Genomic DNA, 26,429 nt, shown 5'->3' with positions numbered 1-26,429 from the left:
TCAAGGCAGGGAGGGTGATTGCCTGCCGGGGCTATGAGGCACTGGCGAGATAATTCTCCTGGAGAATGAACATGCGTTTGACATCGCGATAGCGACCTTCGATGAAAAATTCGTCCACCAGATGGCCTTCTTCGGTGAAGCCGCACTGGTGATACAAGTGCAACGCCTTCTTGTTCTCGACGGCCACTGAAAGATAGATTTTGTGCAGATTCAGAATGGCAAAAGAATAATCCAGGGCTTTATTGATGCAGACTCGAGCAAAGCCTTTGCCTTGATGCTGAGGTGCAATGATGATCTGGAATTCAGCCCGGCGGTGGATGTAGTCGATTTCGATCAGCTCCACCAGGCCGATCAGTTGCTTGTCTTTGGTTTCCACGACAAAGCGTCGCTCGGCATTGTCATGGATGTGTCGGTTGTAGAGATCTTCCAGTTCATCGAACGATTCATAGGGTTCCTCGAACCAATAGGCCATCACGCTCCGGTTGTTCACCTGATCGTGAATGAATCTCAGATCACCACGCTCCAGTGCCCTCAGAGCCAATTCGGCTTTCTCCATGGGATGCCGGACGTCAGTGTCCGTAAGCTAAGACCGATCGCACAGGTGATCGGCCGTCTGCGGATCGCCAAGCTGATTCAGCCTCCAGGCGGGGTGGTTTGTTCGTCCTTTTCGAGGCTTCCCGCCGGGTTGGCAAGTGCCGATTCAGGATCGTTTTTCACTTCCTGCCGCCGTTGATTCGGCTTGAAGGTCGACTGATCGCCCCTGGCGCGAGCCGATCCGTCCGGTGGCCGGGGAGGATGGCTTTCAAAGCGGCGTGATCCTGGCCTTGTGACCAGCCCGACCCCCGGCGAAAATCCAGTGTTCCGCTCCGGTCCCCCGGCCCGCCCGGAGGTGGAGAGCCTCACGGCCTACAGCGCGCCGCTGGAGGGGCGCCGCGGCCTGCTGCGGCTTGATTTCAACGAAAACACGGTGGGGCCCAGCCCGAAGGTGGTGGCGGCGATCCGCGCCCTCCCGGCTGAGCACTACGCGATCTATCCCGAATACGACGGCCTGCGTGAAGCGGTGGTGCGCTCGCTCGTGGTCGCCGCGCCCGTCCCCGAAGCGTCCGCCGCCCCAGGAACCCTCACCCCCGCCCACATCGGCCTGTTCAACGGCGTCGATGCGGCGCTGCACGCCGTGTTTCATGCCTACGGCGCCCCCGGTGAGCGGTTGCTCACCACAAGCCCCACCTTCGGCTACTACGCCCCCTGCGCCGGCATGCAGGGGATGGCGATCGAGGCGATCCCCTACCGGCTGCCCGATTTCGCCTTCCCGTTCGAAGAGATCCAGGCGGCGCTTGCCACCTCAGCCACCCCAGTGGCAGGGAACACCGCCGCCCCGCGCCTGCTGTTGATCTGCAACCCCAACAACCCCACCGGCACTCGCCTGGCGCCGCAGCGGATCCTGGAGCTGGCGGCCGCTGCCCCTGGCACCCTGGTGGTGGTGGATGAGCTCTACGAGGCCTTCACCGGTGACAGCGTGCTGCCACCGCTGCTGGCCGCGGCCGGGAACGCCGATCCCTTCGCCTCCTGCCCGAACCTGCTGGTGCTGCGTTCGCTGGCGAAAACCGCCGGTCTGGCCGGCCTGCGCTTCGGCTTCGCGGTCGGTGCGCCGGCGCTCATCGACCGGGTCAGCCGGGTGGGCGGTCCCTACGACGTCAACAGCTTCGCCGTCACCGCCGCCCATGCGGCCCTGGCCGATCAGGCCTACACCGACGCCTACGTGGCCGAGGTGTTGCGGGCGCGGGCCTGGCTGCTGGCGCAGCTGGCGTCCGCCGGGGTAGGCCATCACGCCGCCGGCGGCAATTACCTGCTGCTCTGGCCCGGTCGAGCAGCGGCCGATGTGGAGAGCGAGCTGCGGGCGGCGGGCATCCTGGTGCGCTCGATGGCGGGCAAACCGCTGATCGATGGCGCTCTGCGGGTGAGCCTGGGCACCACCGAGCAGATGGAGCGGTTCTGGGTCGCCTACCGGAGGATTGAGGGGCTGGGCTGAAGGCCTTGCCTTCCTGTCGCCATAGCCTGCCCTTGCTCTGACCCCGTTTGCGCCCCCCTTGGATTTCACCGCCGATCTCCCCGTTGTGCAGATCCGGCGAACGGTGATGCGCCGGGCGCTGCTCTCCACGGCGATCCCGCCACGGGTGGCGTTGGCGATGGGCAACGAGCCGTTGCTGCTGCGCTACACGATCGGTCTGTTCGGTTACGGGCTGATCGGTTGTGCGGTCACCGATGCCGGCAGCTGCCTGAGCCGTCTGGCCGAGCAGCCCCACGGGCTGCTGGTGTGCTCCGACAGCCTCGAGAGCGGCGACGTGCTGGCTCTCACCGCCACGGCGAAGGAGCGGCATCCGGCCCTGAAGGTGATCGTGATCAGCACGGGGACCGATCCCGACCCGGCCCTGGTGCGGGCCGCCTGGATCGATGGGCTGGTGGCGGAACGCGACATGACCTTCCACAGCGGCGCCCTGCAGGCGGCGGTGCTGGCGGCACTCGGCGGCTGCCATTTCCGCAGTGCCTCGATGCGGAAGCAACCGATGCCGGCGCCGGTGAGCGAACTGAGCCCGCGCGATTACCAGATCCTGGAGGGGCTCGCCGATGGGCTCACCGACCGGGAGATCGCCGAGCGGCTGATGATCAGCCCGAGCACGGCGAAGTCGTACACCAAGCGGCTGCTCCAGAACATGGGGGCGCGTAACCGCCTGCAGGCCCTGGTGATCGCGCTGCGTCAGGGGCTGATCCGGCTGCGCTGAGGCCACCGGCGAGGGGGGGGGCGTAGCAACGCCGGTGCTCACCCCCGCCTGAGCGGCGAACCACCCTCCGATGGGGGTCGCCCCGGCGGGGGAATCCGGCCTAAGACCATGGCAGCGATCTGATCTGCGCGATGGCCACTGTTGATCCGTTGACCGGGGTGACGTTCAACTACGCGGAGGCGCTGCAGAAGAACTTTCTCTTCTATGAAGCGCAGCGCTCCGGCAATCTCAATGAAGCCACCAAGCGGATCGACTGGCGCGGCGATTCCGGCCTGCGGGATGGCGCCGATGGGGTGTACTTCGGTGGGCAAACCGCCGCCAACCTCCAGCCCGGGCTGACGCTCGACCTCACCGGCGGCTATCACGATGCCGGCGACCATTCCAAGTTCGGCCTGCCGCTGGCCTCCACGCTCGCCACCCTCTCGTGGGGCGGGATCGAGTTCTCCGATGGCTATGCCCTCTCCGGCCAGACCGATGAACTGCTCGACGCCGTGCGCTGGGGCACCGACTATCTGCTGAAAGCCCACGGTGTGGATGCGGCCGGCACCACGCGGTACTTCGTGGCGCAGGTGGGCAATGTGGGGGCGGATCATTCCCTCTGGAGCTCCCCGGAAAGCCAGACGATCGCCCGGCCGGCGATGGCGGTGACGCCGAGCAAGCCCGGCTCCGATGTGGCCGCTGGTTCGGCGGCGGCGCTGGCTTCGGCGTCGGTGCTGTTCCGCCAGAACGGCCAGGCGGCCTACGCCGATGTGCTGCTGAGCCGGGCCGTTTCGCTCTACGACTTCGCGGATCGCTACCGGGGCCGCTACTCCGATTCGATACCGGAGGTGCGCAACTACTACAACTCCTGGAGTGGCTTCAACGATGAGCTGGCCTATGGCGCGGCCTGGCTGTCGCGGGCGGTGACCGCCGCTGGCGGCAACGGCACGGCCTACCGCGACAAGGCGCTGTCGATCTACACCAACAACATCGGCGGCCTCTCGCGCGGCTGGACGGGCAACTGGGACGACGCTTCTTATGCAACGGCGGTGATCCTGGCGGAAGACACAGGTTCGGTTCGCGTTCAGCAGGACGTGGAACTCTGGTTGAACAACTGGGTGAACGGCGGCAACGGCGTGTCGATCAGCGCCGGTGGTCTGCGCCACATCAGCCAGTGGGGCTCGCTGCGCTATGCCGCCAACACCGCCTTCCTGGCGGATGTCTATGCCGACAACGTGCGTGACCCCGGTGGGGCCTACGGCCGCCTGTCCCAGGGCACGGTGGATTATGTCCTCGGGGCCAATCCGCGCAACTCGAGCTACGTGGTGGGCTTCGGGGCCAATGCGCCGCGCCAGCCGCATCACCGGGCGGCTTCGGGGGTGGGCTGGGATGGCTTCCGCAATGGCCTGCCCAACACGCACATCCTTTATGGAGCGTTGGTGGGTGGCCCGAGCAGCTCCAACGACTTCTCCTACCAGGACCTCCGCGACGACTTCGTGGCCAACGAGGTGGCGATCGACTACAACGCCGGCCTGGCCGGTGCCTTCGCCCGCAGCGTGGAGCGGCGGGGCGGTCGGGCGCTCACCGATGCCCAGCTCGATGCCCTGCCGGGCATGTCCGTACGCCCTGGCAGTGGCACACCGGTGACGCCGATCCTCACTCCCACACCTACGCCCACTCCCACTCCGACCCCTACGCCCACACCCACGCCAACCCCAACTCCAACTCCAACGCCCACCCCAACCCCCAGCCCGGCACACCGTTGCCCCAGACGCTCAACGGCATTCCGATCACCTCCAGCCCAGACCTGGCGGTGTCGGTGGGGGGGTCGATCTGGACCGGCGGCATGACGGTGCAGCTCAAGCTCACCAATACGGGCACGGCACCGCTGAATGGCTGGAACTTCAGCTTCGACAGCCCGCACCGGCCCAGCGGCACCCCCTGGGGGGTGCGGATCAGCAGCACGGCGCTGGCGGGCGGCCTGTGGCGCCACACGGTGAGCGGTGATGCCTGGGCCAGCGCGATTCAGCCCGGCGGCAGCGTGAACGTGGGCTTCAACGCCAGCCAGGGGCGAGCGCTGGGGGGCAGCGGATCGCTCACGGCCGCGGCCCTGTTCGGCGGCAGCGGCCGGCTCGGCTTCAGCGACCCCAGCCCCAGCTTCCGAACCGGCAATGCCGCCGCCAACCTGCTCAGCAGCAGCGCCACGGCTGACCTGCTCACCGGCCTGGGCGGCGCCGACACCTTCCGCCTCACCAGCCTGCGCGATTCGCTGCTCAATGCCCGCGATCAGATCACCGATCTGGCGATCGGCAGCGACCGCATCGACGGCCCACAGGCCGTGTCCGCCGCCAATCTGCGTGAGCTGGGCCGGGCGACCGACCTCAGCGCCACGGCGCTGGCGGCGGTGCTCACCCCGAGCAGCTTCGTGGCCAACGGTGCGGCCAGCTTCAGCCTCGGCGCCACTGGTGGCACCCGCACCTTCCTGGCGCTCAATGATGGGCTGGCCGGCTTCCAGGCCGCCAACGATTCAATCGTGGAGATCACCGGCTTCAGTGGTGCGCTCACGTCGTTGGCGATTGTGTGAGGGGGCCGGCCAGAACCCTGCTCGGGGTTCAGTGCGCTGCTTGGCACCCCATCCAACAGGGCGGCAACAAGCACAGCGCCAATGGAAACAACAGGCAGGATCTTCGTGGCCTGTCGGTGGATGCTGCCGGCGGTTCAAGATCAGCCAGGAAAGTGCCGCCCAGGACTGAAATCTTCAGGAGCGCTTCAGCACTGTGCTGCTTGGGGGGCGGCATCACTCTTTAACAGCAATCAGCACCATGTGCTCCTCGGGGAACTGATCGCACTCCAGCAGAAGGCACCGGCATCCGGCGGCTTTGATCACTTCGAGATAGTGGTGATCATCCAGGGAGCTGTGATAAAAGCTCAAGCCCTGCATGCGGCTTGTCAGCTCGCCCTTGCTGCCGCCAACGGTGATCAGGATCACGCCGTGGGGGTTCAAGGCATGGCAGAGCTTTTCAAGCACACTGCCCTGCAGCGCCAGCGGCACATGGATCAGGCTGTCCCAGGCGGTGATGAGGTCAAAGGGCCCGGCTGGCTCCCATGTGCACACATCGGCCCACATGAATGCAACCGTGGGGTGATGATCCCTGGCGATGCGCAGCATCTCCTGCGACACATCCAGGCCGGTCAGCTCAAATCCTGCTTTCTCCAGGGCGCTCAGGATTCGGCCGCCGGTTCCACACCCCACATCCAGAGCCTTCTGTCTTGCGGTGCAGAGGCCAATCGCCCGCTCCACATAGGCAAGCCCACGGGTTGAGGCCTGTAGCTCGGCCTCCCACCAGCCGGCGATTCTGTTATAAGCGTCGCCGATTTCAGCTGGCTTCAGGATACGCCTTGCAGATCGAGCAATGATTCAACCCTATCATTGGCAAGGTATCTGTGGAGTGGATTTCCATCTCACTCTCGATGATGTCGACCGATCGAATCGCCGAAGGCTGTTTTCAATCTGCCAGAAAGCCCGGTTTGAAGTGATCTCGACGGCGGGTGCAGAACGATGGAGTGGACAGCTTTGCCATCCTCGGAGCTCTTGTTGGATGATGGCCGGGCGGCTGGCTGGCCGCAGTTCCGTTATCCCTGGTCGTCCTTGGAGTTTTTCGGCCGGTTCGAGCGGGCCAGGGCATCGCGGTAGGCCTCTCTGAACCAGCCGATCCTCTGCTCCTCAAGCCCGAGCAAGGGTGCCTCAGTGACTGAGCCCGCCGTGGTCTGCATGGCTTCGCAGATGACGTGATCTTCCTGGTTGATCCGCTTCAGGTGAGTACCAACAAAGAAAGGCAGAAAGAGGTTTGTCAATTTCCGGAACATGAGGCCACGCCGGGAAGCCTGAACCCGCTTTAATGGCGCCTGGAAATAGCAACTCCATAAAATTGTGCAATCATACGCTTTTGGGATGTAATGCAAGATAAAAACATACCAGATTGAATCAGTAATCTGATGGTGCGCAATTTCTAAGTTGGGAAAAATTTGTAGAACTTTATACCCTTCAGGATGGTAATTCTCACTTCTGCAACTCTTCGAGATGGCTGACAAGTCGCCAGGTTTTCCATTGTGAAAAAATCCGCTATGCGGACCGAATCTCGTATAATGAACTTCATCCAGATCAAGATATCCATTTTTCCCAAGACTATTGGGATGGACGGCAAATGTGTGGTAATCCTCCAGTGAGATTTCATACAGTAGTTTCCAATTCGCTCTGACCTCCTTGGTAAACAATGTGGGTTTAATGCCATGTCTGCACATCGCCTTTAAAATCGGCCAGGCTTCGCCGAGAAACTCCTCAAGACTTTCGTTCAGCCCGGGGCCGGATCGATCTGCTGCGCTGGCTGGAGCCGATTTCGCCGGAGCCTGAGCAGGAAACCGGCCGAAGATCAGCACGCCACAGGTGGCGATCTCCACCTTCCTGAGCTTTGCGCCCAATTCCTTTGGCGAAACTCCGAACAGATTCCTGCACTGGGGGATGCCCACCGCCTCCCCTTTCTGGTTGTACACCCAGTGGTGGAAGGCGCAACGGATCAGGCCTGATCCTCTCGGCGATGTGCGAATCGGATGAAAGCGGTGCTGACAGACATTTTCGAAGCCTTTGATCGATACCCCGAAGCGCTGAACAAACACCGATACTCCGCCCAGGCTGCAGCGGATCCAATCGTTGTCGTTGGGGATGTCGGTGCTTAGCCCCAACAATGTCCAGGTCTGGCCCAGGGCGGCCTGCTCGTTGGCAAAGGCCTCAGGGTCCCGCATCGAGCGAGCCCAGTCACACCGCTGTTGCCAATCCAGGGGGGAGGTTCTGCTTGCCATTGAACCTGAAGGCCACCACGATCAGGAGTATGTACGAATTCGGGGCGAATCCTGAAGGCCTCAGATCCCCGTTTGGCCGCAGCCATGATGCCCTCTTTCCGCAAGGTGAAGGCGCCGGTGGCTTTGCTGGGACCCGGGGAGACAACACCAGAGCGCTTCAACTCGGCGAGCAGGGGGGCGCAGGGCGCGAAGCTCACGATCAGCTTTCGTTTGGTATCGCAGCAGATGTTTAGGAGAATAGGCCCAAGATTCTGACCCAGCAAATCAAACAGCCGGGCTGAAATGTTGTCTACCGACTTGACTGGGCCAATGCCTTCCAATAGGCCTCCCTGAACCAGGCGATCCGATTTTCTTCACGCCCGAGTATGGGGGACTCATTGATTGAACTCGCAGGGACCTGCATGGCCTCGCAGATCACATGATCTTCATGGGTGATCTTCCTGTTGAAGATTCCAACAAAGAATGGCAGCCAGAGATTGATGAATTGCTCAACCTGAAGTCTGAACCATGAGGCTTGAGGCCTCTTGAAAGGGGCTTGGAAAAACCAGCTCCGAACCGTGGTCGAGTGATGATCTATAGGGACTGACTGTGTTATCGTTACATACCATGCGTGAAGAGCTAGGTTGTGATTAACTAGGAAGTTTGGGAAAATGTTCAGGATTCGGTACTCTTCGGGTTGATAGTTTCCAGCCTGGCAATCTGCCGTCATGGACGACAAGTCACCTTGTTGCCCGCCGTAGAAGAATGCACTGTGTGGATCGAATCTGGGATAATAGGCTTCATCGGGATCGAGCCAGCCTCCCTTTCCAAAGCTGGTGGGGTGAACGGCAAACGCGTGATACTCCTCAAGCGTGATCTCAACAAGCAGTTTCCAATTTGCCTGAACTACGGTGGAGCTGTAACCAGGCCGAATCCCTTCTCGGCACATCGCCCGCAGAATGGGCCATCCATCACCAAGAAACTCCTCAAGACTCTTGTCCTGGTTGGTAGTCGAAGGATCTGCTGTGGTCCACTCGGATGAAGTCGCTTCGCCCGCGGTGGAATCTGTTCTCATCGAGACCTGATGGGCAAAGCGTCCAAAGATGAGCACACCGCAGCAGGCGATCTCAACGTTCCTCAGCCGTGCCCCCAGCTCCTTGGGGGACCTTCCGAACAGTTTCTTGCACTGGGGGATGCCCACCGCTTCCCCTTCCTGGTTGTAGACCCAATGATGGAAGGCGCAGCGGACCAGGCCGGATCCTTTCGCTGCCGTGCGAATCGGATGAAAGCGATGGCGACAGACATTCTCAAATCCCTTGATCGATGCCCCGAAGCGCTGAACAAACACCGATCCGCCGCCCAGGCTGCAGCGGATCCAGTCGTTGTCGTTCGGGATGTCGGTCGTCAGGCCCAGCAGCGTCCAGACCTGACCCAGTGCGGCTTGCTCACTGGCAAAGGCCTCCGGCTCCCGCATCGAGCGGGCCCAATCGACACAGTGTCGTTGATCAATCAAGGGAGCACTGCTCTCCAGCCAACCTGGTGGCCATCATGGCCAGAGTATTCCTGGATTCGAGAAAACCCAGACTGCTTCAGATCCGCTCGAATTCGATCAGCCTCGAAAAGTAGAACGGTGCCTTGTTGAGGCTGCGGCGCTGAGCGCGAAAGCCACTCCTCTGGGCCGCCGCCACAATGCCGTCCTCCCGCAAGGTGTAGGCGCGGGTGGCCTTGCTCGGGCCCGGGAAAAAATCGCCCACCCGCTTCAGGGCGGCGAGCAGGGGGGTGTAAGGCGCGAAGCTCACGATCAGCTTCCGGCTGGTCAGGGAAGCGAGGTGGTTCACCATCTGCTCGGCCGGCTCCTGGGGATAGTGGATGAACACATCCAGGCAGATCACCGTGTCGTAGCTGCCGCCCAGGCTCTCCAGATCCGAAGCGGTGAACTGAAGGCGCCCGGCCTCGATCCCGGCCGCCTCGGCGCGTCGCCGCGCCTCCGTCACCATCGCTTCCGACAGGTCGCTGGCCTCGATCGAGCCGGCACCCAGCGCCGCCAGGGGCAGGCTGAGGCTTCCCACTCCGCAACCGGCGTCGCAGAAGCTGCGCGATGCCAGATCCCCCTCCTCCTGCAACCAGGCCAGCACCTGATCAACGGTCTTCTGGTGGCCGAGCCGGATGTTCCGCTGCACCCTGTTGACGTCGTCGCTCTCGCTGTAGATGCGGTTCCAGCGTTCGAAGCCGGTGTTGTTGAAGTAGGCCTGAACCTCCGCCTTCTCGTCGGCGATGACGCCTGTTTCGGCTGGGGTGGTGGACATGGTGCGGGGTGTTGCTCGAAGCCGTTCCCGCCGAATCCTAAGGAGGGCTCAGGAGCTGCTCCTTGACCACCCCAGCTGTCCCTCGCTGCTCTGGCTCCAGCGCAGGGTTTCGGCCAGGGGCAGTCCCACCAGAATCTCCTCCACCGGCCGGTCCTCACCCAGCACCCGGCGGGGCAGCACCGTGGCGGCGGCGATCGCCCGACCCGGTTCGCCACTCCAGCGGGCCAGCCGCACCACCCCCTCCAGCAGCGGCAAGGTGGCTCCGGCCAGGGTGCCGTCCTCCAGGCGGCAGCTGCCGTCCTCCACCAGCAGGAGACGTTCGTCCCAGCTGTGGCGACCGGCCGCGAGTCCGTAGGGGCCGAGGGCGTCGCTGACCAGCACCACCTGCTGGGGGGCCAGCCTCTGCAGCAGCACCGCCATGGTGGGAGCCACGTGAACGCCATCGGCGATCAGGCCGAGGGCGACATCCCCCCGCTGGACGGCAGCCCCCACCGGCCCCGGTGCGCGATGGTGCAGGCCAGGCATGGCGTTGAAGGCATGCGTCACCATGCCCACTCCGGCGGCAAAGGCGGCCGTGGCTTCGGTTTCGCTGGCGGCGCTGTGGCCCAGGCTCACCACGATTCCCTGGCGGCGCAGGGCGTCGATCACGGCGTCGGCCCCCTCCAGTTCCGGCGCCAGGGTCACCAGGTCGATGGCGTCCTCGAAGCCTTCGATGCGTTCGGCCAGGGCGGCGCTGCTCGGGACGCAGAGATGTTGTTCGGGGTGGGCGCCGCGGCGGGCGTGGGCCAGGAAGGGGCCCTCCAGGTGTGCTCCCAGCAGCTGGCAGCGGCCGGAACGGTGCTGGGCTCGGGCTTCGCCGAGCACCGTCAGAGCCTGGCGCAGCGGCTCGATGGCGCAGGTCACCAGGGTGGGGCAGATCGCTTCGACTCCATCGCGCCAGAGCAGCTCCAGCAGCTCCAGCAGGCGCGGCAGATCAGCCGGTTCGAGTTCCGGGAAGGCCAGGCCAAGCCCACCGTTGATCTGGAGGTCCACGCCGGCCGGGCTCAGCCAGTCGCCGCGCCAGTCGTGACCGGCGGCCTGGCTGCCGCTTGCCAGCAACGTGACGCTGGCGATCTGGCCCTGGGGGTCGACCCCGATCCGCCAGCGCCGGTCCCGCCTGTGGATGCAGGGGCCGGACTGGGGAAGCCGAACGTTGCTGAGCCAGCGCATGGTGATGGGCACCGGGGCGCCGTGAGCGGGAGAATGCCATCCTCGCTGCCCATGCTCCATGGTTTCTCTCCGTGGTTGATCCGCCCCTGGCTGCCGCCGCCAACCCTTCAGCCCTGCCCGACCCCATCCGGGTGGCGGTGGTGATGGGCAGTGATTCGGACCTGCCCACCCTGGAGCCGGCGGTGGCCGTGTTGGAGCAGTTCGGGATTGCCGTGGAGGTGCGGGTGCTCTCCGCCCACCGCACACCACTGGAGATGGTGGCCTTTGCCCGTGGGGCGGCCGAGCGTGGCCTCAAGGTGATCATCGCCGGGGCCGGCGGGGCGGCCCATCTGCCCGGCATGGTGGCGGCGCTGACGCCCCTGCCCGTGATCGGGGTGCCGGTGCAGAGCCGGGCCCTCTCCGGACTGGATTCACTGCTTTCGATCGTGCAGATGCCGGCAGGCATTCCCGTCGCCACCGTGGCGATCGGTAACGGACTCAACGCCGGCCTGCTGGCGGCGCAGATCCTGGCCACGGCGGATGCCGCCCTGGCCGAGCGGCTGGTTCAGCATCGAGCCGAACTGCACGACCAGGTGCGAAGCAAGGACGAGCGTCTGCTGAGGCTGGGGGTGGCCGGCTACGGCCGGGACATCGAACGGCAGGACGGCTGATGGTTCCCGACGCGCCCCCTGCCTTCCCGTCGTCGCTGCCGATGCGCGTAGGCCTGACCCTGCCGCTTCTGGTGCTCAACCTGTTTGTGCTGCGTCAGCTGCTCGTTCCCCTGGCGCCTTTCCCGGCCCTGTTTCTCACAGCGGCCCTGATCGCTTTCCTGCTCGACATCCCGACCCGCTGGCTGACCGGCCATGGCGTGCCGCGACGGCTGTCCTTCCTGCTGGTGATGGGCGCCGGCCTCGGGCTGCTGGTGCTGGTGGCCCTGTGGCTGCTGCCGCGCTTGGTGCAGCAGCTGAGCGACCTGCTTCATGCCTTGCCAGGCTGGCTGGTTCAGGGGGAAATCCTGCTCAACCAGGCCCAGGACTGGGCCACGGCCCATGGGCTGCCCGCTGACTTCGGCGACCTGAGCAGTGAGCTGCTCAGCCGCTCCACCAAACTGGCCAGCCAGCTCAGCCAGCAGTTGCTCAGCCTGCTCGGGGCCACGCTCACCCTCACCATCAACAGCGTGATCGTGGTGGTGCTGGCGGTGTTCCTGCTGGCCGGGGGCGAATCGATCAGCCGGGGCCTGGGTCGCTGGCTGCCATCGAGCTGGAGGCAGCTGGTGCTGAGCACGGTGTACCGCACCTTTCGCGGCTACTTCGCCGGACAGGTGGTGCTGGCTCTGATTCTCAGCGGTGCCCAGATCCTGGTGTTCACGCTGCTGGGCATTCCCTATGGCGTGCTGTTTGCGGTGGCGATCGGTTTCACCACCCTGATTCCCTATGCCAGCGCCCTGACGATCATCCTGGTGAGCGCCCTGCTGGCCCTCGAGAATCCCCGCACCGGCCTGGAGGTGCTGGCGGTGGCGATCACGGTGGGACAGGTGGTGGACCAGGTGATCCAGCCGCGGCTGATGGGCCAGATCGTCGGGCTGCAGCCCGCCTGGCTGCTGGTCAGCCTGCCGATCGGCGCCCGGGTGGGCAGCCTGCTGGGGATGGGCGATCTGCTCGGCCTGTTGCTGGCGGTGCCGGTGGCGAGCTGCCTGAAAACCTTCCTCGATGAACTGGCCCGGCGACTGGAGCTACCTGAGCCCCCTGGGGAGGCGCCCAGGGCCCCAGCCGCTGCAGCCCCGCTCGATGGTTAGCTGCCAGCCAGGCCGTCAACCCCCCGCCTGCTTCGGCCGGAAGCCGGCCGCCTCCAGTGCCTCCAGCGCAGTTGCCAGCTGATCCCCCTGCAGCTCGATCACCCCGTCTTTGAAGCTGCCGCCCGTGCCGGCTTTCGCCTTGAGCAGCTTCAGCAGGGCCCTGGCCTCGGCTTCGGCGATCTCCAGACCGGTGATCGCCGTCACCAGCTTCCCCCCCTTGCCCGCTCTGGTGCGCTGCACCCGCACCCGTTGCAGGGCGCGGGCCGGGGGTGGCGCGGCTGGAGAGGAGGGCCGCTCAAGGCTGTCCGCCCCGCTGAATTCCTGCCAGCCTCCCTTGCCCATCCGATCCGCTTACCTGCCTGAGCGATCAAAGCGCAGCGTTCCCCCTGTTGGTGCGCCGGGCGAAGCTGAAGCGGGCTTCTTCCTAGGCTGATCGCCTCGCGCCCAGCTACCGGTGACCAGCACGCTCCCTTTCCCCCAGCCGGATCCCGCCACCCTGGAGCCTTCGGTGCGCCCCAATGCCCTGGGCCGCTTCGGCCGTTTCGGCGGCCAGTACGTGCCGGAAACCCTGATGCCCGCCCTGGCCGAGCTGGAGGACGCCGCCGCCGAGGCCTGGGCGGATCCAGCCTTCACCAGCCGCCTGGATCACCTGTTGCGCACCTATGTGGGCCGGCCGACGCCGTTGTACGAGGCTGAGAGGCTCAGCGATCACTACCGGCGTCCCGAGGGTGGGCCGCGCATCTGGCTGAAGCGGGAAGACCTCAACCACACCGGCGCCCACAAGATCAACAACGCCCTGGGCCAGGCGCTGCTGGCTCTGCGCATGGGCAAGAAAAGGATCATCGCCGAAACCGGTGCCGGCCAGCATGGGGTCGCCACAGCCACGGTGTGTGCCCGTTTCGGCCTGGAGTGCGTGATCTACATGGGCGCTGAGGACATGCGCCGTCAGGCCCTCAACGTGTTCCGGATGCGGCTGCTGGGGGCCACCGTGCAACCCGTCACCGCCGGCTCAGCCACCTTGAAGGATGCCACCAGCGAAGCGATCCGCGACTGGGTGACCAACGTGGAGGGCACTCACTACATCCTCGGCTCGGTGGCCGGCCCCCATCCCTACCCGATGCTGGTACGTGATTTCCATGCGGTGATCGGCCAGGAGGCCAGACGCCAGTGCGCTGAAGCCTTCGGCCGCCTGCCGGATGTGCTGCTGGCCTGCGTCGGCGGCGGCTCCAATGCCATGGGCCTCTTTCATCCTTTCGTGGCTGACACCGCCGTACGCCTGATCGGTGTGGAAGCCGCCGGTGAAGGGGTGGCCAGCGGCCGCCATGCCGCCACGATCACCGAAGGCAGGATCGGTGTGCTGCACGGGGCGATGAGCCTGCTGCTCCAGGACGCCGAGGGTCAGGTGCAGGAGGCCCATTCGATCAGCGCCGGCCTGGATTATCCCGGTGTCGGTCCGGAGCACAGCTACCTCAAGGAGCTGGGCCGCGCCGAGTATGTCGCCGTCACCGATCAGCAGGCCCTTGATGCCCTGCAGCGGGTCAGCCGGCTGGAGGGGATCATCCCTGCCCTGGAAACCGCCCATGCCTTCGCCTGGCTGGAGCAGCTCTGCCCCACCCTGGCGCCGGGCACCGAGCTGGTGATCAACCTTTCCGGCCGCGGCGACAAGGATGTGAACACCGTGGCCGAGCGGCTCGGCGACACGATGGCGGGCTGAGGGCTCCGCAGGGGCCGGGCAATCAGCTGCTGCAGCCTGGCCTTGAGGCGAACAGGTTGAGGCCCAGTTGCTCGGAGAGAAACCGGGCGGTGAGCTGACCGCGCACGCTGTTGCCTGCCTCATCGAGCGGCGGCGAATAGGTGGCCAGTCCGCCCTTGCCGGGTGCCACCGTGATCATGCCGCCGGCCACACCGCTCTTGCCCGGCAGGCCGATCGCATAGAGCCAGTCGCCGGAGTTCTCGTAGAGCCCTGCAGTCACCATCACTGCCAGCACATGCTGGCAATGGATCGCTTCGATCACCTGCTCGCCGCTGAGCGGGTTGCGGCCGCCGTTCGCCATCGTGGCTGCCATCACTGCCAGATCCCCGCTGGTCACGGCCAGGGAGCACTGGCGTGTGTAGAGGTCGGTGGCGGCTTCGGGATCGAAGTAGATCCGCTCATGGCTGCCCAGCAGGCTGGCGATGCCGGAATTTCGCTGGTTGCTGGCGGCTTCGGAGGCGTAGACCTCGGCATCGATCTGCAGCTCCCGGCCGGCGAAGCGGGAGAAGCCCTCGCTGATGAAGGCCCATTTCGCTTCAGCCGTGCTGCCCGGCGCCAGGCTGGTGGCGGCGATCGCTCCGGCATTCACCATCGGATTGCTGAGTCCCTCCACCGAGCGCTCCGCCGCCAGCACCGAGTTGAACGGCAGGCCCGTGCTGTTGACTCCCAGCTTCAGGCGGGCGTCCTGCTCGCCGATCGCCTGGCAGACGAGGGCGAACATGAAGGGCTTGGAAAGGCTCTGGATGCTGAATGGCTGGCTTGCATCGCCTACTGCGAAAAGGTCGCCGTTGGTGTCCGCCACGGCGATCGCGAAGCTGTCGGGGTTGGCGCTGGCAAGGGCGGGGATGTAATCGGCGACACGGCCATCACCGATCGTGCCGAAACGCTGGTGGGCCTCGCGGATCAGCGCCTGGACGATCGCCGGGTCCGGCAGGTGACCGGTGGACACCCAGCTGGAGCCATGGTTCTGGCTGGCATTCCCCATGCCCTCAGCCCTGCTCTTCCCAGGGGAAGCGGGGCATCCGCTCCAGGGCCTGGCGTTGGCTCTCATTCCAGACGTCAACCATGGTGTCGAGCTCGGCGGCCCCACGCTCCAGTTTGAGTTGCTGCGAGATGGCCAGGCTGTCGCGTGGGTAGAGCGCCACTTCGAACGGCGGGCCGACGGTGAGGTTGGAGCGTCGCGTGATCACCTGGGACATCAGGCAGAGCCGGGCGGCATCATTGAGCGAAAGCCGGTGATGGCCGACGCCGTCGAGAGGTGGCTTGCCGTATTTGCTTTCCCCGATCTGCAGGAAAGGTGTTTCCGGTGTGGCCATGATCGCGTTGCCCTGCGCATAGATCTGGAACAGGCCGTGGGGCTGGCCGGCAATCTGGCCCCCCAGGATGAAGGAGGCGGCTCCGCTGGCACCCACCTGGCGCAGGGCCGAATGGGTTTCCTTCTGCACCGCCACGCTCAACCTGCCGATGTAGTCGGCGGCTTCGAACAGATAGCGGGCGGTCAGCAGGTCGGCATGGGGTGGGGTGTCGTGATCGGACGGTGCGTCAGCCAGGGATTCCGGGCCGTCCTGGAGATGGGTGCTCCCCTCGCGCCGGGCCCGGTTGAGGTCGCGGTTGATCCAGTTCAGGATCGCCTGGGTGGTGGCCAGATTGCCGGCCGCCAGCAGCAGGAACAGGCGATCGGCGCTGGGCTGGAAGACATGCAGCTTGCGATAGCTGGAGATGTAGTCCACCCCTGCATTGGTTCGGGAGTCGGAGGCCATCACCAGCCCGTCCTCCAGGAGGAAACCAACGCAATAGGTCACCGGTCGAGCCTCAGCTCAGCAGTCGCTGCAGGCTAGTGGCCACCGTTCGGACCGCGGCCCTGGCCGTGGCGTAGGCCATTCGCATCGGTCCCACCAGGGCCACCTGGCCGCGGCTGCCATCGCCGGTCCGGTAGGAGGCCTGAACCACGGAGCAGGCCCGCAGGGCGGGGTGGGGGTGTTCCGCTCCGATCCACACGCCGTCGCCGGGGTTCGCCGCATCGTTCGCATCCGGTGGATCGCTCGCCCAGGCGGACTCGGGGCCCTTGCGCCGCAACAGCCGTTGTGGCTCCTCCTCCACCAGCTTGACGAGGGGGCGGAGCATGGCCGTCTGGCTGAACTCGGGCTGGGCCAGGAGTCCGCTCAGCCCCAGCGCCACAGCTCCCTCGGGATTGGCCGCCGAGCGTGCCAGGCGGTGGCTGCTCAGGGCCTGGCGCACCACGCGGCCGCTGCATTCCAGTTGGGACGGCAGCTCCTGCCAGTGAATGGTGCCGTTGAGGCTGCTTTCGAGCTGTTGAACCACCCAGCACTCCAGTGTGGTCAGTTCCACCTCAGCCCCCGGCGGCAGCCGCACGTTCAGGCTGCTGGCTGCTCCGGCGGCTTCCACCAGGAAAATCAGCAGACGTCCCTGGCTGGGAACCAGCCGAACCGCCTGCAGCGTTGATTGCGGTCGTTGCGGTCGGGTGATCAGGCTGAGCAGGCCGGTCAGGTCAGCCAGGCGGCGGGCCAGATGCAGCAGCAGGTCGTCCAGGGCCGCCCACTGAAGACTCAGGGCCAGCAGCTCCTTTTCCAGTTGCAGGGCACCAGCACCGGGGGCTGGCAGCAGATCATCCACGAACAGCCGATAGCCCTGCTGGCTGGGCACGCGACCTGCCGACGGATGGGGTTGAACCAGCAAGCCTCTCTGCTCCAGCACCCCCATCGCCGTGCGCACCGTGGCCGGACTGGCAGGAAATCCGAATCGTTTCACCAGGGTCTGACTGCCAACGGGCTCAACCGTGTCGACGTAGTGCTGAACGGTTGCCCGCAACACTTGTTGATCCCGCCGAGTCAGTTCTGGCAACACAGGTTGGAAAGGCTTTTTGGCAATAGCTTGGGAGCACTTTGGCAACACTTTGGCAGCGTATGATGCCATTTCAAACCAAGTTTAAGCCATTCAGCAGGGCGTGGCAGCCCTGGGCCCAGGTCCTGCTGAATTCTTCATCCCTGTGCGTGAAATCTCTGTTTGGCCCGATGGTTGCTTCCAACGATGACACTGCCGAGTTGACGTCACGCGGACCGATTGATTTCAGCGAGGTGCCCCCGGCTCCCGCCACCCCTGAGCCCACTTCCCCGCCGGCGAGACAGACAGCGGTTCCTGATTCCTTGCGCCTGGCCGGCTATGCCCTGATTCTGTTGCTCGCCATCAAGCTGGCCTCCGGTTTCTCCTGGCCCGCGCTCACCGTTCCGGTTCAAAGGCTTGGCCTGGCCTCATCGCTCACCGAGGCGGCCCCTTTCCTCCTGCTTGGCCTGGGTCTGATCTTTGCCGGTGGGAATGCCTTCAGGCGCCGGCCGGAGGTGGAGTTGCTGGTGGTCCTGCAGCGGCTGCTGTTGCCGCTGGCCCTCGGCTACGCCCTGCTGGCCCCCCTGGTGGTCACCGATGCCTTGCGCGCCTACCGAGGTGCTGATGAGCAGGGGACCGTTCAATTGCAGCAGGCCCGTCAATTCCGCCGGCAGGTCGTTGATGCGGTCAAGCCCGTATCAACGCCGGTCGAGCTCGCCCGGGTTCTGCAGAGATTCCCCCAGATCCGCTCTGCCATCAATCCATCTCAACCGCTCGAATCCATCAAGAAATCCCTGTTTGATTCTCTTGATCAGGCTGTTGTCACCCTGGAGAACAGACAGGGGGATCAACTCAGTGGTGCCCGGGTTGGTTTGTTGCAGCGCACGATTGTCACGGTCCTGCTTGCCTTGATCACAGCTGCCTTCCTGCAGTTGTTCCGCCAGCAGAACTTGCGTCGGGTCGGCTACTACAACCTGGCACTGAAGCCCTATTTCATGGCGCATCTGTTTGAGCCGGTTCGTGTCGTTGGTCCGCGCCGCCCCGAACAGCTGCCTGGATCCGAGGTGTCCACGGGATGGTTCGCCAATCTCTTTCGCCCAGACCCGAACAAGCCGGCGAGGCGACCTCCCCAGCCGCCAAGGCCCGCCCCGCCGCGTGGCTCCGCTCAACCCTCCCTGTGGCAGAAGTTCTGGGGCGGCACCCCGCCGGCACCGCGGCCGATGCGGCCACCGAATCCACCCAAGCACCCCCGGGGCTGAGCAGTTCCCCGGGCCCCTGGCTCAGTAGCGCGGCACCGATCGATCCACCTGCACGCTCCAGGAATCGATGCCTCCCTGCAGGTTCCAGACCCGATCAAAGCCCTGGGTTTCGATCAGCCAGCAGGCGAATTGCCAGCTGCGAATGCCCGCATGGCACAGCACCACCACCTCTCTCTGCCGGTCCAGAAGCTCGTCGATCCGCTCAACCCATTCGGCGGAGCGGCTCAGGGGCAGATGCAGCACCGGCTGGGCCAGTCGGGCCAGCTCCAGCTCAGCCGCTTCGCGCACATCCACCAGTTGCAACGGCTCCCCCCGGCCGAGACGCTCCTGCAGATCGGTGGCGGTGAGTGTGCCCGGGGGCTGAGGGGTTGGGGTGGTCATCACAGCTGGGTTCGGTGAAGCAGGAGTTGAAGCAGGAATGGTGGAAAGGAAGCTGTATGGATAAAGATGATGGGGTCGCTGGGTTCAAGGCATGAAGGCGCGCCCCTTCCTGGTGCTGGTGCTCAGCTTCTCCCTGGTGCTGCTGGCCCTGGGCCTGGGGGGCTGGTGGCTGGTGTTGCGGCAGAGCCCGCTCAGCCTGCAGCATCGCAGCCTCTCGATGCCGGAAGAGGCGCGGTTCGTCCCCCGCAGCGCTCCGCTCAGCCTGCATCTGCTGGTCAGTCCCGACCGGCTTGCGTCCTATGCCAGGGCCGTTTCCGCGCCGGGCAAGCGGCGCCAGGCGGTGGCAGCCGTCGAAGCCCTTCGCGATGGGGCCTTCGCCACGGCGGGCCTCGATTACTCCAGCGAGCTGGCCGATTGGCTGGGGGATGAAGTCAGCCTGGCTGTGCTGGCTCCCGAAGGAACAGACGGGCCCACGGGTTGGTTTCTGGCTCTGCGCAGCCGGGATGAGGAGGGAGCCCGCCGCTTCCTGCAGCATTTCTGGCAGACCCGCAGCCTTGCTGGAGCGGAACTGCAGATCAGCAGTTATCGAGGCATGGGATTGATCAGTGGTCGCGGTGCCCTGGCCGACCAGTCCGTCAGGCCCCTGGCCACGGCCTTGATCAACGACCGAATGGTGCTGATTGCATCCGGTCGCGGCATCCTCGAGCAGGCTCTCGATGTTTCCCAGATCGATGAGCTCAATCAGGCGGCGAACCCTCGCCTGGCGGCTGATCTGGTCAGGCTTGGCGACGGCGTGGCTCTGCTCACCGCCCGGCCGGAGGCCCTCGTCGACTGGCTTGGAATCCCTGCGGAGATCGCCACGGATCCTGCGGTGGTGGGTCTGGTCGCCGCGCTTTCCCCCAGTGGGGGAGCCCTGCGGCTGGAGGCTGACCTCGACCTGACAGAGGACCTCCCGCCCCTCGCCCTGGCTGCCGCGCCACCCTTGCTGGCGGAATTGAGCGCTCCGGCCTCTTCCCTGGTGGTGGTCCAGAACCCCGCAGCACTTCTGAGCGAGACCACGACCGTGGCCGCCGAGGCCTGGCAGCGCCTGCTGGGACCACCGCTGCGGCAGGCCCTGGCTGGGCTGGCTGGCCCCCTGCCCGTCCTGGTGGGTGCCAACGCCACCGGTCCGCTGATCTGGGCACAGGAGTCTGGCGGCTGGCTGCTCGGGACCTCGCCCGGGGCGCCCAGTGTCAGTCAGATCCAGCCTGCCCTGGCCAGGGATGGGCTGATCGCCGCGCCGCTCAGCAGGGCCGGCGTGCCGCTTCAGGTCTGGACCCGGCTCGAGGCCCGGGCCGGCAGGCGCGATGCCGACCAGCTGCTGGCCAGGGTGGCTGGGACCCGTTTGGAGCGGAACGATGTCGCCTGGTGGGGCGAGGGTCTAGCCGTTCTCGATGAACAGCTGGAGGGTGGGCGGCCGCCCCGTCAACTGCTCAGCCAGCTGGCGGCGCTGGAGGCCCCGGGTGCCGCCCTGCAGGTGGCCGTGGCAGACCAGCCTGGGAGGCGGCTGCTCTCCCGCTGGCAGCCCTGGCGCCTGCTGATGGGTCTGGCCGGCAGCCCGCTCAGGGACAGCGTTCAGGGTTTTGGCTGCAGCCTGGAGCCTGAGCGGGATTCAGGCGTTGCGCCGGCTCTGCGGCTCCATGGCCGCCTGGAGCTGGGCTGAGCCGATGCCCGCCGTTGAGCTGCTGCTGTTGCGCCATGGAATCGCCCAGGAGAGGAGCTTGGCCGCAGCCCAGGGTCTGCCGGAGCGGGAGCGGGCCCTGACGGCAAAGGGACGGCAACGCACCGCCGCGGTGGTGGAGAGGCTGGTTGACCTGCAGCTCGACTGTGACTGGATTCTCTCCAGCCCCCTGCCGCGCGCCCTGCAGACCGCGGAAATCGCCCTTGCCGGCGGCCTGGCGCCGCGGATGCTCCTGGCCGACGAGCTGGCGCCCGAGGCTGATCCCCTGGCCCTGCTGGCAAGCTGGCTGGGACCCTCAGCCCCTGAGCCGGGCTGGAAACGGCTTTGCCTGGTGGGCCACGAGCCTGATCTGAGTCTCCTGGCGGGCCGTCTCTGCGGAGCCCCGGCCGGTTTTCTGCGGCTCAGGAAGGCCGGCGTGGCCGTGCTCGAGCTGCCGGCCGCCTGCGAACGGTCCGGTGCCCCGCTGACGGGCGCTTGCCTGATCCAGCTGCTCACACCCCTCAGCCTGTCGGGGGCGCTACGCCGTCCCTGAAGGGCGGGACCTAAATTCCCAGATCAGTCGGGCCGCACAGCATGGTGGTGGAAACAACGCAGACAGCGGCAGCCGGAACTCCGGTGACCCCGGCTTTCCGCCCAGGCCTGGAGGGGGTGCCGGCCACCCAGTCGGCGATCTGCGACATCGATGGTCAGAAGGGGCGACTCACCTACCGCGGCTATGGCGTCGATGCCCTAGCGGCGAACAGCAGCTTTCTGGAAACCGCCTACCTGCTGATCTGGGGGGACCTGCCCAGCCCGGATCAGTTGAGGGCCTTCGAGAACGATGTGCAGATGCACAGGCGGGTGAGCTTTCGCATCCGCGACATGATGAAGTGCTTCCCGGCCGATGGCCATCCGATGGATGCGCTCCAGTCAAGCGCTGCCTCGCTTGGCTTGTTCTATTCGCGCCGTGCCCTCGACGATCCCGAGTACATCGTCGATGCGGTGATGCGCCTGATCGCCAAGATCCCAACGATGGTGGCGGCGTTTCAGCTGATCCGCAAGGGACAGGACCCGATCCAGCCCCGGGACGATCTGCCTTATTCGGCCAACTTCCTCTACATGATCACCGAGCGGGTCCCCGATCCGCTGGCCGCCAGGATCCTGGACGCCTGCCTGATCCTGCACGCCGAACACAGTCTCAACGCCAGCACCTTCAGCGCCCGCGTCACCGCCAGCACCCTCACGGATCCCTATGCCGTGGTGGCTTCGGCGGTGGGCACCCTGGCGGGCCCCCTGCACGGCGGTGCCAACGAAGATGTGCTGGCCATGCTCGAGGAGATCGGCAGCGAGGATCAGGTGGAGCCCTATCTGGATCGGGCCATCGCCGGAAAACAGAAGATCATGGGCTTCGGGCACCGGGAATACAAGGTGAAGGATCCCCGGGCCGTGATCCTTCAGGACCTGGCTGAGCAACTCTTTGATCGCTTTGGCCATGACTCGATGTACGACCTGGCCCGGAGCCTGGAGGCCGCCGCCGCCGTGCGGCTCGGGCCGAAGGGCATTTACCCCAATGTGGATTTTTATTCCGGGCTCGTGTACCGGAAACTCGGCATCCCCCGCGACCTGTTCACACCGATCTTCGCGATCGCCCGGGTGGCCGGCTGGTTGGCCCACTGGAAGGAGCAGCTCGGTGCCAACCGGATCTACAGGCCCACCCAGATCTACACGGGCAGCACCGGCCGCGACTGGGTGCCCCTGGATGCCCGAAATGACGCCTCCGGCGGTTAACTTGCTTGCACCGGTCCCGATTCGTGAGCTCACACCGTGGTGATGATGACGGCGCCAGAGTCCATGACAGCCCTGAGAGCCCCGCTGGCGGCTGTCAGTTCAGGGCTTGACCTTCAGAGCAGCTTCACCACGACCCTGGAAGGCTATGGGCTGACCCCGGCCACGGCCCATCTGCTCTGGCTGCCTCTGCCGATGTTGCTGGTGCTGGTCGCCGCGGTGGTGGGGGTGCTGGTCAACGTCTGGCTGGAGCGCAAGATCTCGGCTGCCGTCCAGCAGCGGATCGGCCCCGAGTACGCCGGAGCCCTCGGCGTGCTTCAGCCCCTCGCCGACGGCCTCAAACTGCTTTTCAAGGAAGACATCATTCCGGCCCGCGCCGATGGCCTGCTGTTCACCCTCGGCCCGGTTCTGGTGCTGATCCCGGTGATCCTCTCCTGGCTGGTGGTGCCTTTCGGCCAGCACCTGCTGATCAGCGATGTGGGCATCGGCGTGTTCCTCTGGATCGCCCTGAGCAGCATTCAGCCGATCGGCCTGCTGATGAGCGGCTACGCCAGCAACAACAAATACTCGTTGCTGGGCGGCCTGCGGGCGGCGGCCCAGTCGATCAGCTACGAGATCCCCCTGGCCCTGGCCGTGCTGGCGGTGGTGATGATGAGCAACTCGCTCAGCACCATCGACATCGTCAATCAGCAGAATGGTGCCGGCATCCTCAGCTGGAACATCTGGCGCCAGCCCGTTGGCTTTCTGATCTTCTGGATCTGCGCCCTGGCTGAATGTGAACGGCTTCCCTTTGATCTTCCTGAAGCCGAGGAAGAGTTGGTGGCCGGGTATCAAACCGAGTACGCCGGCATGAAGTTTGCCCTGTTCTATCTGGGCAGCTACATCAATCTTGTGCTCTCGGCCCTGCTTGTTGCGGTGCTCTACCTGGGTGGCTGGGGCTTCCCGATCCCGGTCGAGTGGCTGGCGGGTGCGATCGGCCAGTCCGTCGATGCTCCCCTGGTGCAGGTGATCACCGGTTCGCTCGGCATCGTGATGACGGTTCTGAAGGCCTACCTTCTGGTCTTCATCGCGATCCTGCTGCGCTGGACACTCCCCAGGGTTCGCATCGATCAACTTCTCGACCTCGGTTGGAAGTTCCTGCTGCCGATCGCCCTGGTCAATCTGCTTGTCACGGCCGGCCTAAAGCTGGCTTTTCCCGCCTTTTTCGGCGGCTGATGCCTGATACGGCCATGATGGGCCACAGCTTCGATCCCTCTGTTCGTCCAGTCCCCCCACCTCCAACGCTGATCATGTTCGGGTTTCTTCAGAAGGTCGGTGACTACACCAAGGATGCGGTGAGCGCCGCCTCCTACATCACCCAGGGTCTCTCGGTCACCTTCGATCACCTCAGTCGTCGACCGATCACGGTGCAGTATCCCTACGAGAAGTTGATCCCTTCAGAGCGCTACCGGGGCAGGATTCACTTCGAATTCGACAAGTGCATCGCCTGCGAAGTGTGTGTGCGTGTCTGTCCGATCAACCTCCCGGTGGTCGACTGGACGATGAACAAGCAGACCAAGAAGAAGGAACTCAGCAACTACTCGATCGATTTTGGAGTTTGTATTTTCTGTGGCAACTGTGTGGAGTATTGCCCCACCAATTGCCTCTCCATGACCGAGGAGTATGAACTGGCTGCCTTTGATCGGCACAGCCTCAATTTCGACAACGTGGCCCTGGGCCGCCTGCCGACCAGCGTCACCAGTGACCCCGCCGTTGTTCCGCTCCGGGAGCTTGCCTATCTTCCGAAGGGCGAGCTTGATCCCCACGTTGTTCCAGCCACCAGTCCGAGGGCAGGCAAGCTGCCCGAACAGGTGCTGGCCGATCTCAAGGCTGAATCCAACGGAGGCACCGGCTCATGACGATCGCCTCCTTCACCCAGTGGATCTGCTTCCTGGCTCTCTCGGCTGCTGTTGTGCTCGGCTCGCTTGGCGTGGTGCTGTTGCCCAACATCGTTTATTCAGCGTTCCTGCTCGGCGGGGTCTTTCTTTCGGTGGCCGGGCTCTACCTGATGCTCAATGCCAGCTTCGTCGCGGCAGCCCAGGTGCTGGTCTACGTCGGCGCGGTGAATGTGCTGATCCTCTTCGCGATCATGCTGGTCAACAAGAAGGAAACCCTCGCTGAGATTCCCGGGCTGCCTTTGCGCCGGTTGCTCTCCGGTGGTGTCTGTGCAGGCTTGTTTCTGTTGTTGCTGCGCGTTGACATCACCACCCCTTGGGCCGTCCCCGGTCCCAGTCCCGCCGGGGATGACGCCACCATCAAGATCGGCATGCACCTGTTCTCCGATTATCTGTTGCCCTTTGAGCTCGCTTCGGTCCTGCTGTTGATGGCCATGATCGGGGCGATCGTGCTGGCACGCAGAGATGTCTATACCGTTGATGTGATCACCGGAGAGAATGCTGACCAGGCCCTGATTGAAAAAATCAGAACTCCCCTCCTGGTGGAAACGGCTTCCGATCGGAATCCCGCCCTCGAAACAACCCGATGAACCTCTCCATTCCCGTTGATGTTCCCCTGCAGGCCTATCTGGTTCTTGCAGCCATTCTGTTTTGCACAGGGGTCTGGGGCCTGATCAACAGCAGGAACGCCGTTCGTGTGCTGATGAGCATCGAGTTGATGCTCAATGCGGTGAACATCAACCTGATGGCCTTCTCCAGCTACATCGATGGCCAATTGATCCGTGGCCAGGTGTTTGCCATTTTTGTGATCACCGTGGCAGCTGCTGAAGCCGCCGTTGGTCTGGCCATCCTGCTATCGCTCTATCGCAACCGTGAAACTGTTGATATGGAGCGTTTCAACCTGCTGCGTTGGTGACTCCCACCCATTCCTATGCAGCTTGAGCGGGTATGGCTGATTGTTCGTGCCAACAGTCAGGCTGCCCAGCGTCAGGTACGGCGTTGCCGGGAAGATCTCGAAAGGCAGGGCGTTCAGGTCGTCGTGGCCAGCAGTGGCCTCAGGTCCAATCCTTTCCCAGGCCTTCTGGCCACGGAAGCCCGGCTTCCCGACCTGACCGTGGTGCTCGGTGGTGATGGCACGGTTCTCGGTGCGGCAAGGCATCTGGCTCCACTGGATGTGCCCATTCTCAGCTTCAACGTCGGCGGCCATCTCGGCTTCCTGACCCAGGAGCGCAAGCTGCTGGTGCTCTCGGATGCCTCTGACGACAATCTCTGGCAGCGCCTGCGGGATGACCGCTTCGCTCTTGAGCGCCGCATGATGCTTGAGGCGGGCATCGACCATGGGGATGGGGTGGTCGATGCCGATGAATCGGTCCATTGCGCCCTGAATGATTTCTACTTCCGCCCCTGCCTGGAAGAGGTGTCGCCCACCTGCCTGCTGGAGCTTGAGATCGATGCGGAGGTTGTGGATCAGTTCCGCGGTGATGGCCTGATCATTGCCACTCCGACAGGATCCACCGGCTATTCGATGGCGGCGGGTGGACCGATCCTCCACCCAGGGATCGAGGCGATCGTTGTCAATCCGATCTGTCCGATGAGCCTCTCGAGCCGGCCAGTGGTGATTCCCCCCCGCTCGGTGCTGGCGGTGTGGCCCCTCGGGGAGACCAGCCGTCGGGTCAAGCTCTGGAAAGATGGTGCCCATGCCACCGTGCTCGAGCCAGGTGATCGCTGTGTGGTGCGCCGCTCCGACCATGGCGCCCTGATGGTGGTGTTGGAGCAGAGCCCTTCGTACTACCGCACCCTCAGCCACAAGCTGCACTGGGCCGGTGACCTCACTGCCGCCGAGCCTTCCCACAACTGAGCTTCAGGATGGGGGGTGTCCGTTGCTGGAGTGCC

At 64.8% G+C, this 26,429-nt stretch carries 28 protein-coding genes; 16 read left to right on the top strand and 12 right to left on the bottom strand.

What is annotated here, in order from left to right:
• Positions 1-31 precede the first annotated feature (31 nt).
• Positions 32-556 (bottom strand): spermidine N1-acetyltransferase, encoded by a 525-nt coding sequence (gene speG / locus ACXMDY_RS10730; RefSeq protein WP_259701202.1) that lies wholly within the window; start codon positions 554-556, stop codon positions 32-34.
• Between the two features lie 270 nt (positions 557-826).
• Between speG and ACXMDY_RS10725 the strand changes: the two genes are divergently transcribed.
• From ACXMDY_RS10725 to ACXMDY_RS10710, 4 genes are all read left to right on the top strand, one after another.
• Positions 827-2,029: a pyridoxal phosphate-dependent aminotransferase gene (locus tag ACXMDY_RS10725; RefSeq protein WP_259701201.1), complete on the top strand. Its 1,203-nt coding sequence runs from the start codon at positions 827-829 to the stop codon at positions 2,027-2,029.
• 58 nt (positions 2,030-2,087) lie between these two features.
• Positions 2,088-2,780, top strand: a complete 693-nt coding sequence (locus ACXMDY_RS10720) for a helix-turn-helix transcriptional regulator (protein WP_259701200.1) — start codon at positions 2,088-2,090, stop codon at positions 2,778-2,780.
• Positions 2,781-2,938: 158 nt separating this feature from the next.
• Positions 2,939-4,609 carry a glycoside hydrolase family 9 protein gene (locus ACXMDY_RS10715; protein WP_457767610.1) on the top strand — a complete coding sequence of 557 codons (1,671 nt, stop codon included), beginning with the start codon at positions 2,939-2,941 and terminating at the stop codon, positions 4,607-4,609.
• On the top strand, positions 4,522-5,343 hold the full coding sequence (locus tag ACXMDY_RS10710) for a bluetail domain-containing putative surface protein (RefSeq protein WP_457767609.1): 822 nt from the start codon (positions 4,522-4,524) through the stop codon (positions 5,341-5,343). The genes ACXMDY_RS10715 and ACXMDY_RS10710 overlap by 88 nt, the downstream gene beginning before the upstream one ends.
• Positions 5,344-5,556: 213 nt before the next feature.
• Here the strand turns inward: ACXMDY_RS10710 and ACXMDY_RS10705 are convergent, their stop codons facing one another.
• The 6 genes from ACXMDY_RS10705 to ACXMDY_RS10680 all read right to left on the bottom strand — a co-directional run bounded on the left by ACXMDY_RS10705 (position 5,557) and on the right by ACXMDY_RS10680 (position 11,110).
• Entirely contained in the window at positions 5,557-6,060 is a 504-nt protein-coding gene (locus ACXMDY_RS10705; protein WP_259701198.1) for a class I SAM-dependent methyltransferase, read from the bottom strand.
• A gap of 332 nt (positions 6,061-6,392) precedes the next feature.
• Entirely contained in the window at positions 6,393-7,559 is a 1,167-nt protein-coding gene (locus tag ACXMDY_RS10700; protein ID WP_259701197.1) for an aromatic ring-hydroxylating oxygenase subunit alpha, read from the bottom strand.
• Positions 7,490-7,879 carry a class I SAM-dependent methyltransferase gene (locus ACXMDY_RS10695; RefSeq protein WP_259701223.1) on the bottom strand — a complete coding sequence of 130 codons (390 nt, stop codon included), beginning with the start codon at positions 7,877-7,879 and terminating at the stop codon, positions 7,490-7,492. Before ACXMDY_RS10695 ends, ACXMDY_RS10700 begins: the two co-directional genes overlap by 70 nt.
• Positions 7,880-7,905: 26 nt before the next feature.
• Positions 7,906-9,069, bottom strand: coding sequence for an aromatic ring-hydroxylating oxygenase subunit alpha (locus tag ACXMDY_RS10690; protein WP_457767608.1), 1,164 nt, complete (start codon positions 9,067-9,069; stop codon positions 7,906-7,908).
• A 115-nt stretch (positions 9,070-9,184) separates the two neighbouring features.
• A complete protein-coding gene (bchM, locus tag ACXMDY_RS10685) occupies positions 9,185-9,901 on the bottom strand; it encodes a magnesium protoporphyrin IX methyltransferase (protein ID WP_259701195.1) in 717 nt (238 codons plus the stop codon).
• A gap of 48 nt (positions 9,902-9,949) precedes the next feature.
• Positions 9,950-11,110 carry an N-acetylglucosamine-6-phosphate deacetylase gene (locus tag ACXMDY_RS10680; RefSeq protein ID WP_259701222.1) on the bottom strand — a complete coding sequence of 387 codons (1,161 nt, stop codon included), beginning with the start codon at positions 11,108-11,110 and terminating at the stop codon, positions 9,950-9,952.
• A 143-nt stretch (positions 11,111-11,253) separates the two neighbouring features.
• On the opposite strand from ACXMDY_RS10680, the gene purE reads away from it, so the two are divergent.
• Positions 11,254-11,760 carry a 5-(carboxyamino)imidazole ribonucleotide mutase gene (purE, locus tag ACXMDY_RS10675; protein WP_259701221.1) on the top strand — a complete coding sequence of 169 codons (507 nt, stop codon included), beginning with the start codon at positions 11,254-11,256 and terminating at the stop codon, positions 11,758-11,760.
• Complete coding sequence (locus ACXMDY_RS10670) at positions 11,760-12,884, top strand: AI-2E family transporter (RefSeq protein WP_259701194.1); 1,125 nt, start codon at positions 11,760-11,762, stop codon at positions 12,882-12,884. The genes purE and ACXMDY_RS10670 overlap by 1 nt, the downstream gene beginning before the upstream one ends.
• A 15-nt stretch (positions 12,885-12,899) precedes the next feature.
• Here ACXMDY_RS10670 and ACXMDY_RS10665 read toward each other — a convergent pair whose 3' ends face one another.
• A complete protein-coding gene (locus ACXMDY_RS10665; protein WP_259701193.1) occupies positions 12,900-13,226 on the bottom strand; it encodes an SUI1 family translation initiation factor in 327 nt (108 codons plus the stop codon).
• A gap of 112 nt (positions 13,227-13,338) precedes the next feature.
• Between ACXMDY_RS10665 and trpB the strand changes: the two genes are divergently transcribed.
• On the top strand, positions 13,339-14,598 hold the full coding sequence (trpB, locus tag ACXMDY_RS10660) for a tryptophan synthase subunit beta (RefSeq protein ID WP_259701192.1): 1,260 nt from the start codon (positions 13,339-13,341) through the stop codon (positions 14,596-14,598).
• Positions 14,599-14,620: 22 nt separating this feature from the next.
• On the opposite strand, the gene glsA is transcribed toward trpB, so the two are convergent.
• Genes glsA through ACXMDY_RS10645 form a run of 3 tightly spaced genes read right to left on the bottom strand, consistent with a single transcriptional unit; the run spans position 14,621 to position 17,571 of the window.
• Positions 14,621-15,622: a glutaminase A gene (gene glsA / locus ACXMDY_RS10655; protein WP_259701191.1), complete on the bottom strand. Its 1,002-nt coding sequence runs from the start codon at positions 15,620-15,622 to the stop codon at positions 14,621-14,623.
• Positions 15,623-15,626: 4 nt separating this feature from the next.
• On the bottom strand, positions 15,627-16,439 hold the full coding sequence (locus ACXMDY_RS10650; RefSeq protein WP_259701190.1) for a 20S proteasome subunit A/B: 813 nt from the start codon (positions 16,437-16,439) through the stop codon (positions 15,627-15,629).
• Positions 16,440-16,449: 10 nt separating this feature from the next.
• Positions 16,450-17,571, bottom strand: a complete 1,122-nt coding sequence (locus ACXMDY_RS10645) for an HrcA family transcriptional regulator (RefSeq protein ID WP_399241660.1) — start codon at positions 17,569-17,571, stop codon at positions 16,450-16,452.
• Positions 17,572-17,669: 98 nt separating this feature from the next.
• Between ACXMDY_RS10645 and ACXMDY_RS10640 the strand changes: the two genes are divergently transcribed.
• Entirely contained in the window at positions 17,670-18,737 is a 1,068-nt protein-coding gene (locus ACXMDY_RS10640; RefSeq protein ID WP_259701188.1) for a hypothetical protein, read from the top strand.
• Positions 18,738-18,758: 21 nt separating this feature from the next.
• Here the strand turns inward: ACXMDY_RS10640 and ACXMDY_RS10635 are convergent, their stop codons facing one another.
• Complete coding sequence (locus ACXMDY_RS10635; RefSeq protein ID WP_259701187.1) at positions 18,759-19,118, bottom strand: rhodanese-like domain-containing protein; 360 nt, start codon at positions 19,116-19,118, stop codon at positions 18,759-18,761.
• A 91-nt stretch (positions 19,119-19,209) separates the two neighbouring features.
• On the opposite strand from ACXMDY_RS10635, the gene ACXMDY_RS10630 reads away from it, so the two are divergent.
• From ACXMDY_RS10630 to ACXMDY_RS10595, 8 genes are all read left to right on the top strand, one after another.
• Positions 19,210-20,820: a DUF3352 domain-containing protein gene (locus ACXMDY_RS10630; RefSeq protein ID WP_259701186.1), complete on the top strand. Its 1,611-nt coding sequence runs from the start codon at positions 19,210-19,212 to the stop codon at positions 20,818-20,820.
• Positions 20,798-21,370, top strand: a complete 573-nt coding sequence (locus ACXMDY_RS10625; RefSeq protein WP_259701185.1) for a SixA phosphatase family protein — start codon at positions 20,798-20,800, stop codon at positions 21,368-21,370. The genes ACXMDY_RS10630 and ACXMDY_RS10625 overlap by 23 nt, the downstream gene beginning before the upstream one ends.
• Before the next feature lie 41 nt (positions 21,371-21,411).
• On the top strand, positions 21,412-22,605 hold the full coding sequence (locus ACXMDY_RS10620) for a citrate synthase (protein ID WP_259701184.1): 1,194 nt from the start codon (positions 21,412-21,414) through the stop codon (positions 22,603-22,605).
• 63 nt (positions 22,606-22,668) lie between these two features.
• Entirely contained in the window at positions 22,669-23,817 is a 1,149-nt protein-coding gene (gene nuoH, locus ACXMDY_RS10615) for an NADH-quinone oxidoreductase subunit NuoH (protein ID WP_259701183.1), read from the top strand.
• Positions 23,818-23,891: 74 nt separating this feature from the next.
• The gene (gene ndhI / locus ACXMDY_RS10610) at positions 23,892-24,500 is read left to right on the top strand and encodes an NAD(P)H-quinone oxidoreductase subunit I (RefSeq protein WP_259701182.1); all 609 of its coding nucleotides are present in this window, start codon (positions 23,892-23,894) and stop codon (positions 24,498-24,500) included.
• Entirely contained in the window at positions 24,497-25,126 is a 630-nt protein-coding gene (locus tag ACXMDY_RS10605; RefSeq protein ID WP_259701181.1) for an NADH-quinone oxidoreductase subunit J, read from the top strand. The genes ndhI and ACXMDY_RS10605 overlap by 4 nt, the downstream gene beginning before the upstream one ends.
• A complete protein-coding gene (gene nuoK / locus ACXMDY_RS10600) occupies positions 25,123-25,452 on the top strand; it encodes an NADH-quinone oxidoreductase subunit NuoK (RefSeq protein ID WP_259701180.1) in 330 nt (109 codons plus the stop codon). The genes ACXMDY_RS10605 and nuoK overlap by 4 nt, the downstream gene beginning before the upstream one ends.
• Before the next feature lie 15 nt (positions 25,453-25,467).
• Entirely contained in the window at positions 25,468-26,394 is a 927-nt protein-coding gene (locus ACXMDY_RS10595; protein WP_259701179.1) for an NAD(+) kinase, read from the top strand.
• Positions 26,395-26,429 lie beyond the last annotated feature (35 nt).

The sequence above is a fragment of the Cyanobium sp. ULC082 genome (genome assembly GCF_977927535.1).
Note: the sequence above shows the minus strand (reverse complement) of the source record. Positions and strands in the feature narration are given on the sequence as shown.

Coding starts and splice junctions, on each gene's coding strand:
- speG (WP_259701202.1), bottom strand. CDS start 556: ATGGAGAAAGCCGAATTGGCTCTGAGGGCACTGGAGCGTGGTGATCTG.
- ACXMDY_RS10700 (WP_259701197.1), bottom strand. CDS start 7,559: ATGCGGGACCCTGAGGCCTTTGCCAACGAGCAGGCCGCCCTGGGCCAG.
- ACXMDY_RS10690 (WP_457767608.1), bottom strand. CDS start 9,069: ATGCGGGAGCCGGAGGCCTTTGCCAGTGAGCAAGCCGCACTGGGTCAG.
- bchM (WP_259701195.1), bottom strand. CDS start 9,901: ATGTCCACCACCCCAGCCGAAACAGGCGTCATCGCCGACGAGAAGGCG.
- ACXMDY_RS10680 (WP_259701222.1), bottom strand. CDS start 11,110: ATGCGCTGGCTCAGCAACGTTCGGCTTCCCCAGTCCGGCCCCTGCATC.
- purE (WP_259701221.1), top strand. CDS start 11,254: ATGGGCAGTGATTCGGACCTGCCCACCCTGGAGCCGGCGGTGGCCGTG.
- ACXMDY_RS10670 (WP_259701194.1), top strand. CDS start 11,760: ATGGTTCCCGACGCGCCCCCTGCCTTCCCGTCGTCGCTGCCGATGCGC.
- ACXMDY_RS10665 (WP_259701193.1), bottom strand. CDS start 13,226: ATGGGCAAGGGAGGCTGGCAGGAATTCAGCGGGGCGGACAGCCTTGAG.
- glsA (WP_259701191.1), bottom strand. CDS start 15,622: ATGGGGAATGCCAGCCAGAACCATGGCTCCAGCTGGGTGTCCACCGGT.
- ACXMDY_RS10645 (WP_399241660.1), bottom strand. CDS start 17,571: ATGGCATCATACGCTGCCAAAGTGTTGCCAAAGTGCTCCCAAGCTATT.
- ACXMDY_RS10640 (WP_259701188.1), top strand. CDS start 17,670: ATGGTTGCTTCCAACGATGACACTGCCGAGTTGACGTCACGCGGACCG.
- ACXMDY_RS10635 (WP_259701187.1), bottom strand. CDS start 19,118: ATGACCACCCCAACCCCTCAGCCCCCGGGCACACTCACCGCCACCGAT.
- ACXMDY_RS10630 (WP_259701186.1), top strand. CDS start 19,210: ATGAAGGCGCGCCCCTTCCTGGTGCTGGTGCTCAGCTTCTCCCTGGTG.
- ACXMDY_RS10625 (WP_259701185.1), top strand. CDS start 20,798: ATGGCCGCCTGGAGCTGGGCTGAGCCGATGCCCGCCGTTGAGCTGCTG.
- ACXMDY_RS10620 (WP_259701184.1), top strand. CDS start 21,412: ATGGTGGTGGAAACAACGCAGACAGCGGCAGCCGGAACTCCGGTGACC.
- nuoH (WP_259701183.1), top strand. CDS start 22,669: ATGACAGCCCTGAGAGCCCCGCTGGCGGCTGTCAGTTCAGGGCTTGAC.
- ndhI (WP_259701182.1), top strand. CDS start 23,892: ATGTTCGGGTTTCTTCAGAAGGTCGGTGACTACACCAAGGATGCGGTG.
- ACXMDY_RS10605 (WP_259701181.1), top strand. CDS start 24,497: ATGACGATCGCCTCCTTCACCCAGTGGATCTGCTTCCTGGCTCTCTCG.
- nuoK (WP_259701180.1), top strand. CDS start 25,123: ATGAACCTCTCCATTCCCGTTGATGTTCCCCTGCAGGCCTATCTGGTT.
- ACXMDY_RS10595 (WP_259701179.1), top strand. CDS start 25,468: ATGCAGCTTGAGCGGGTATGGCTGATTGTTCGTGCCAACAGTCAGGCT.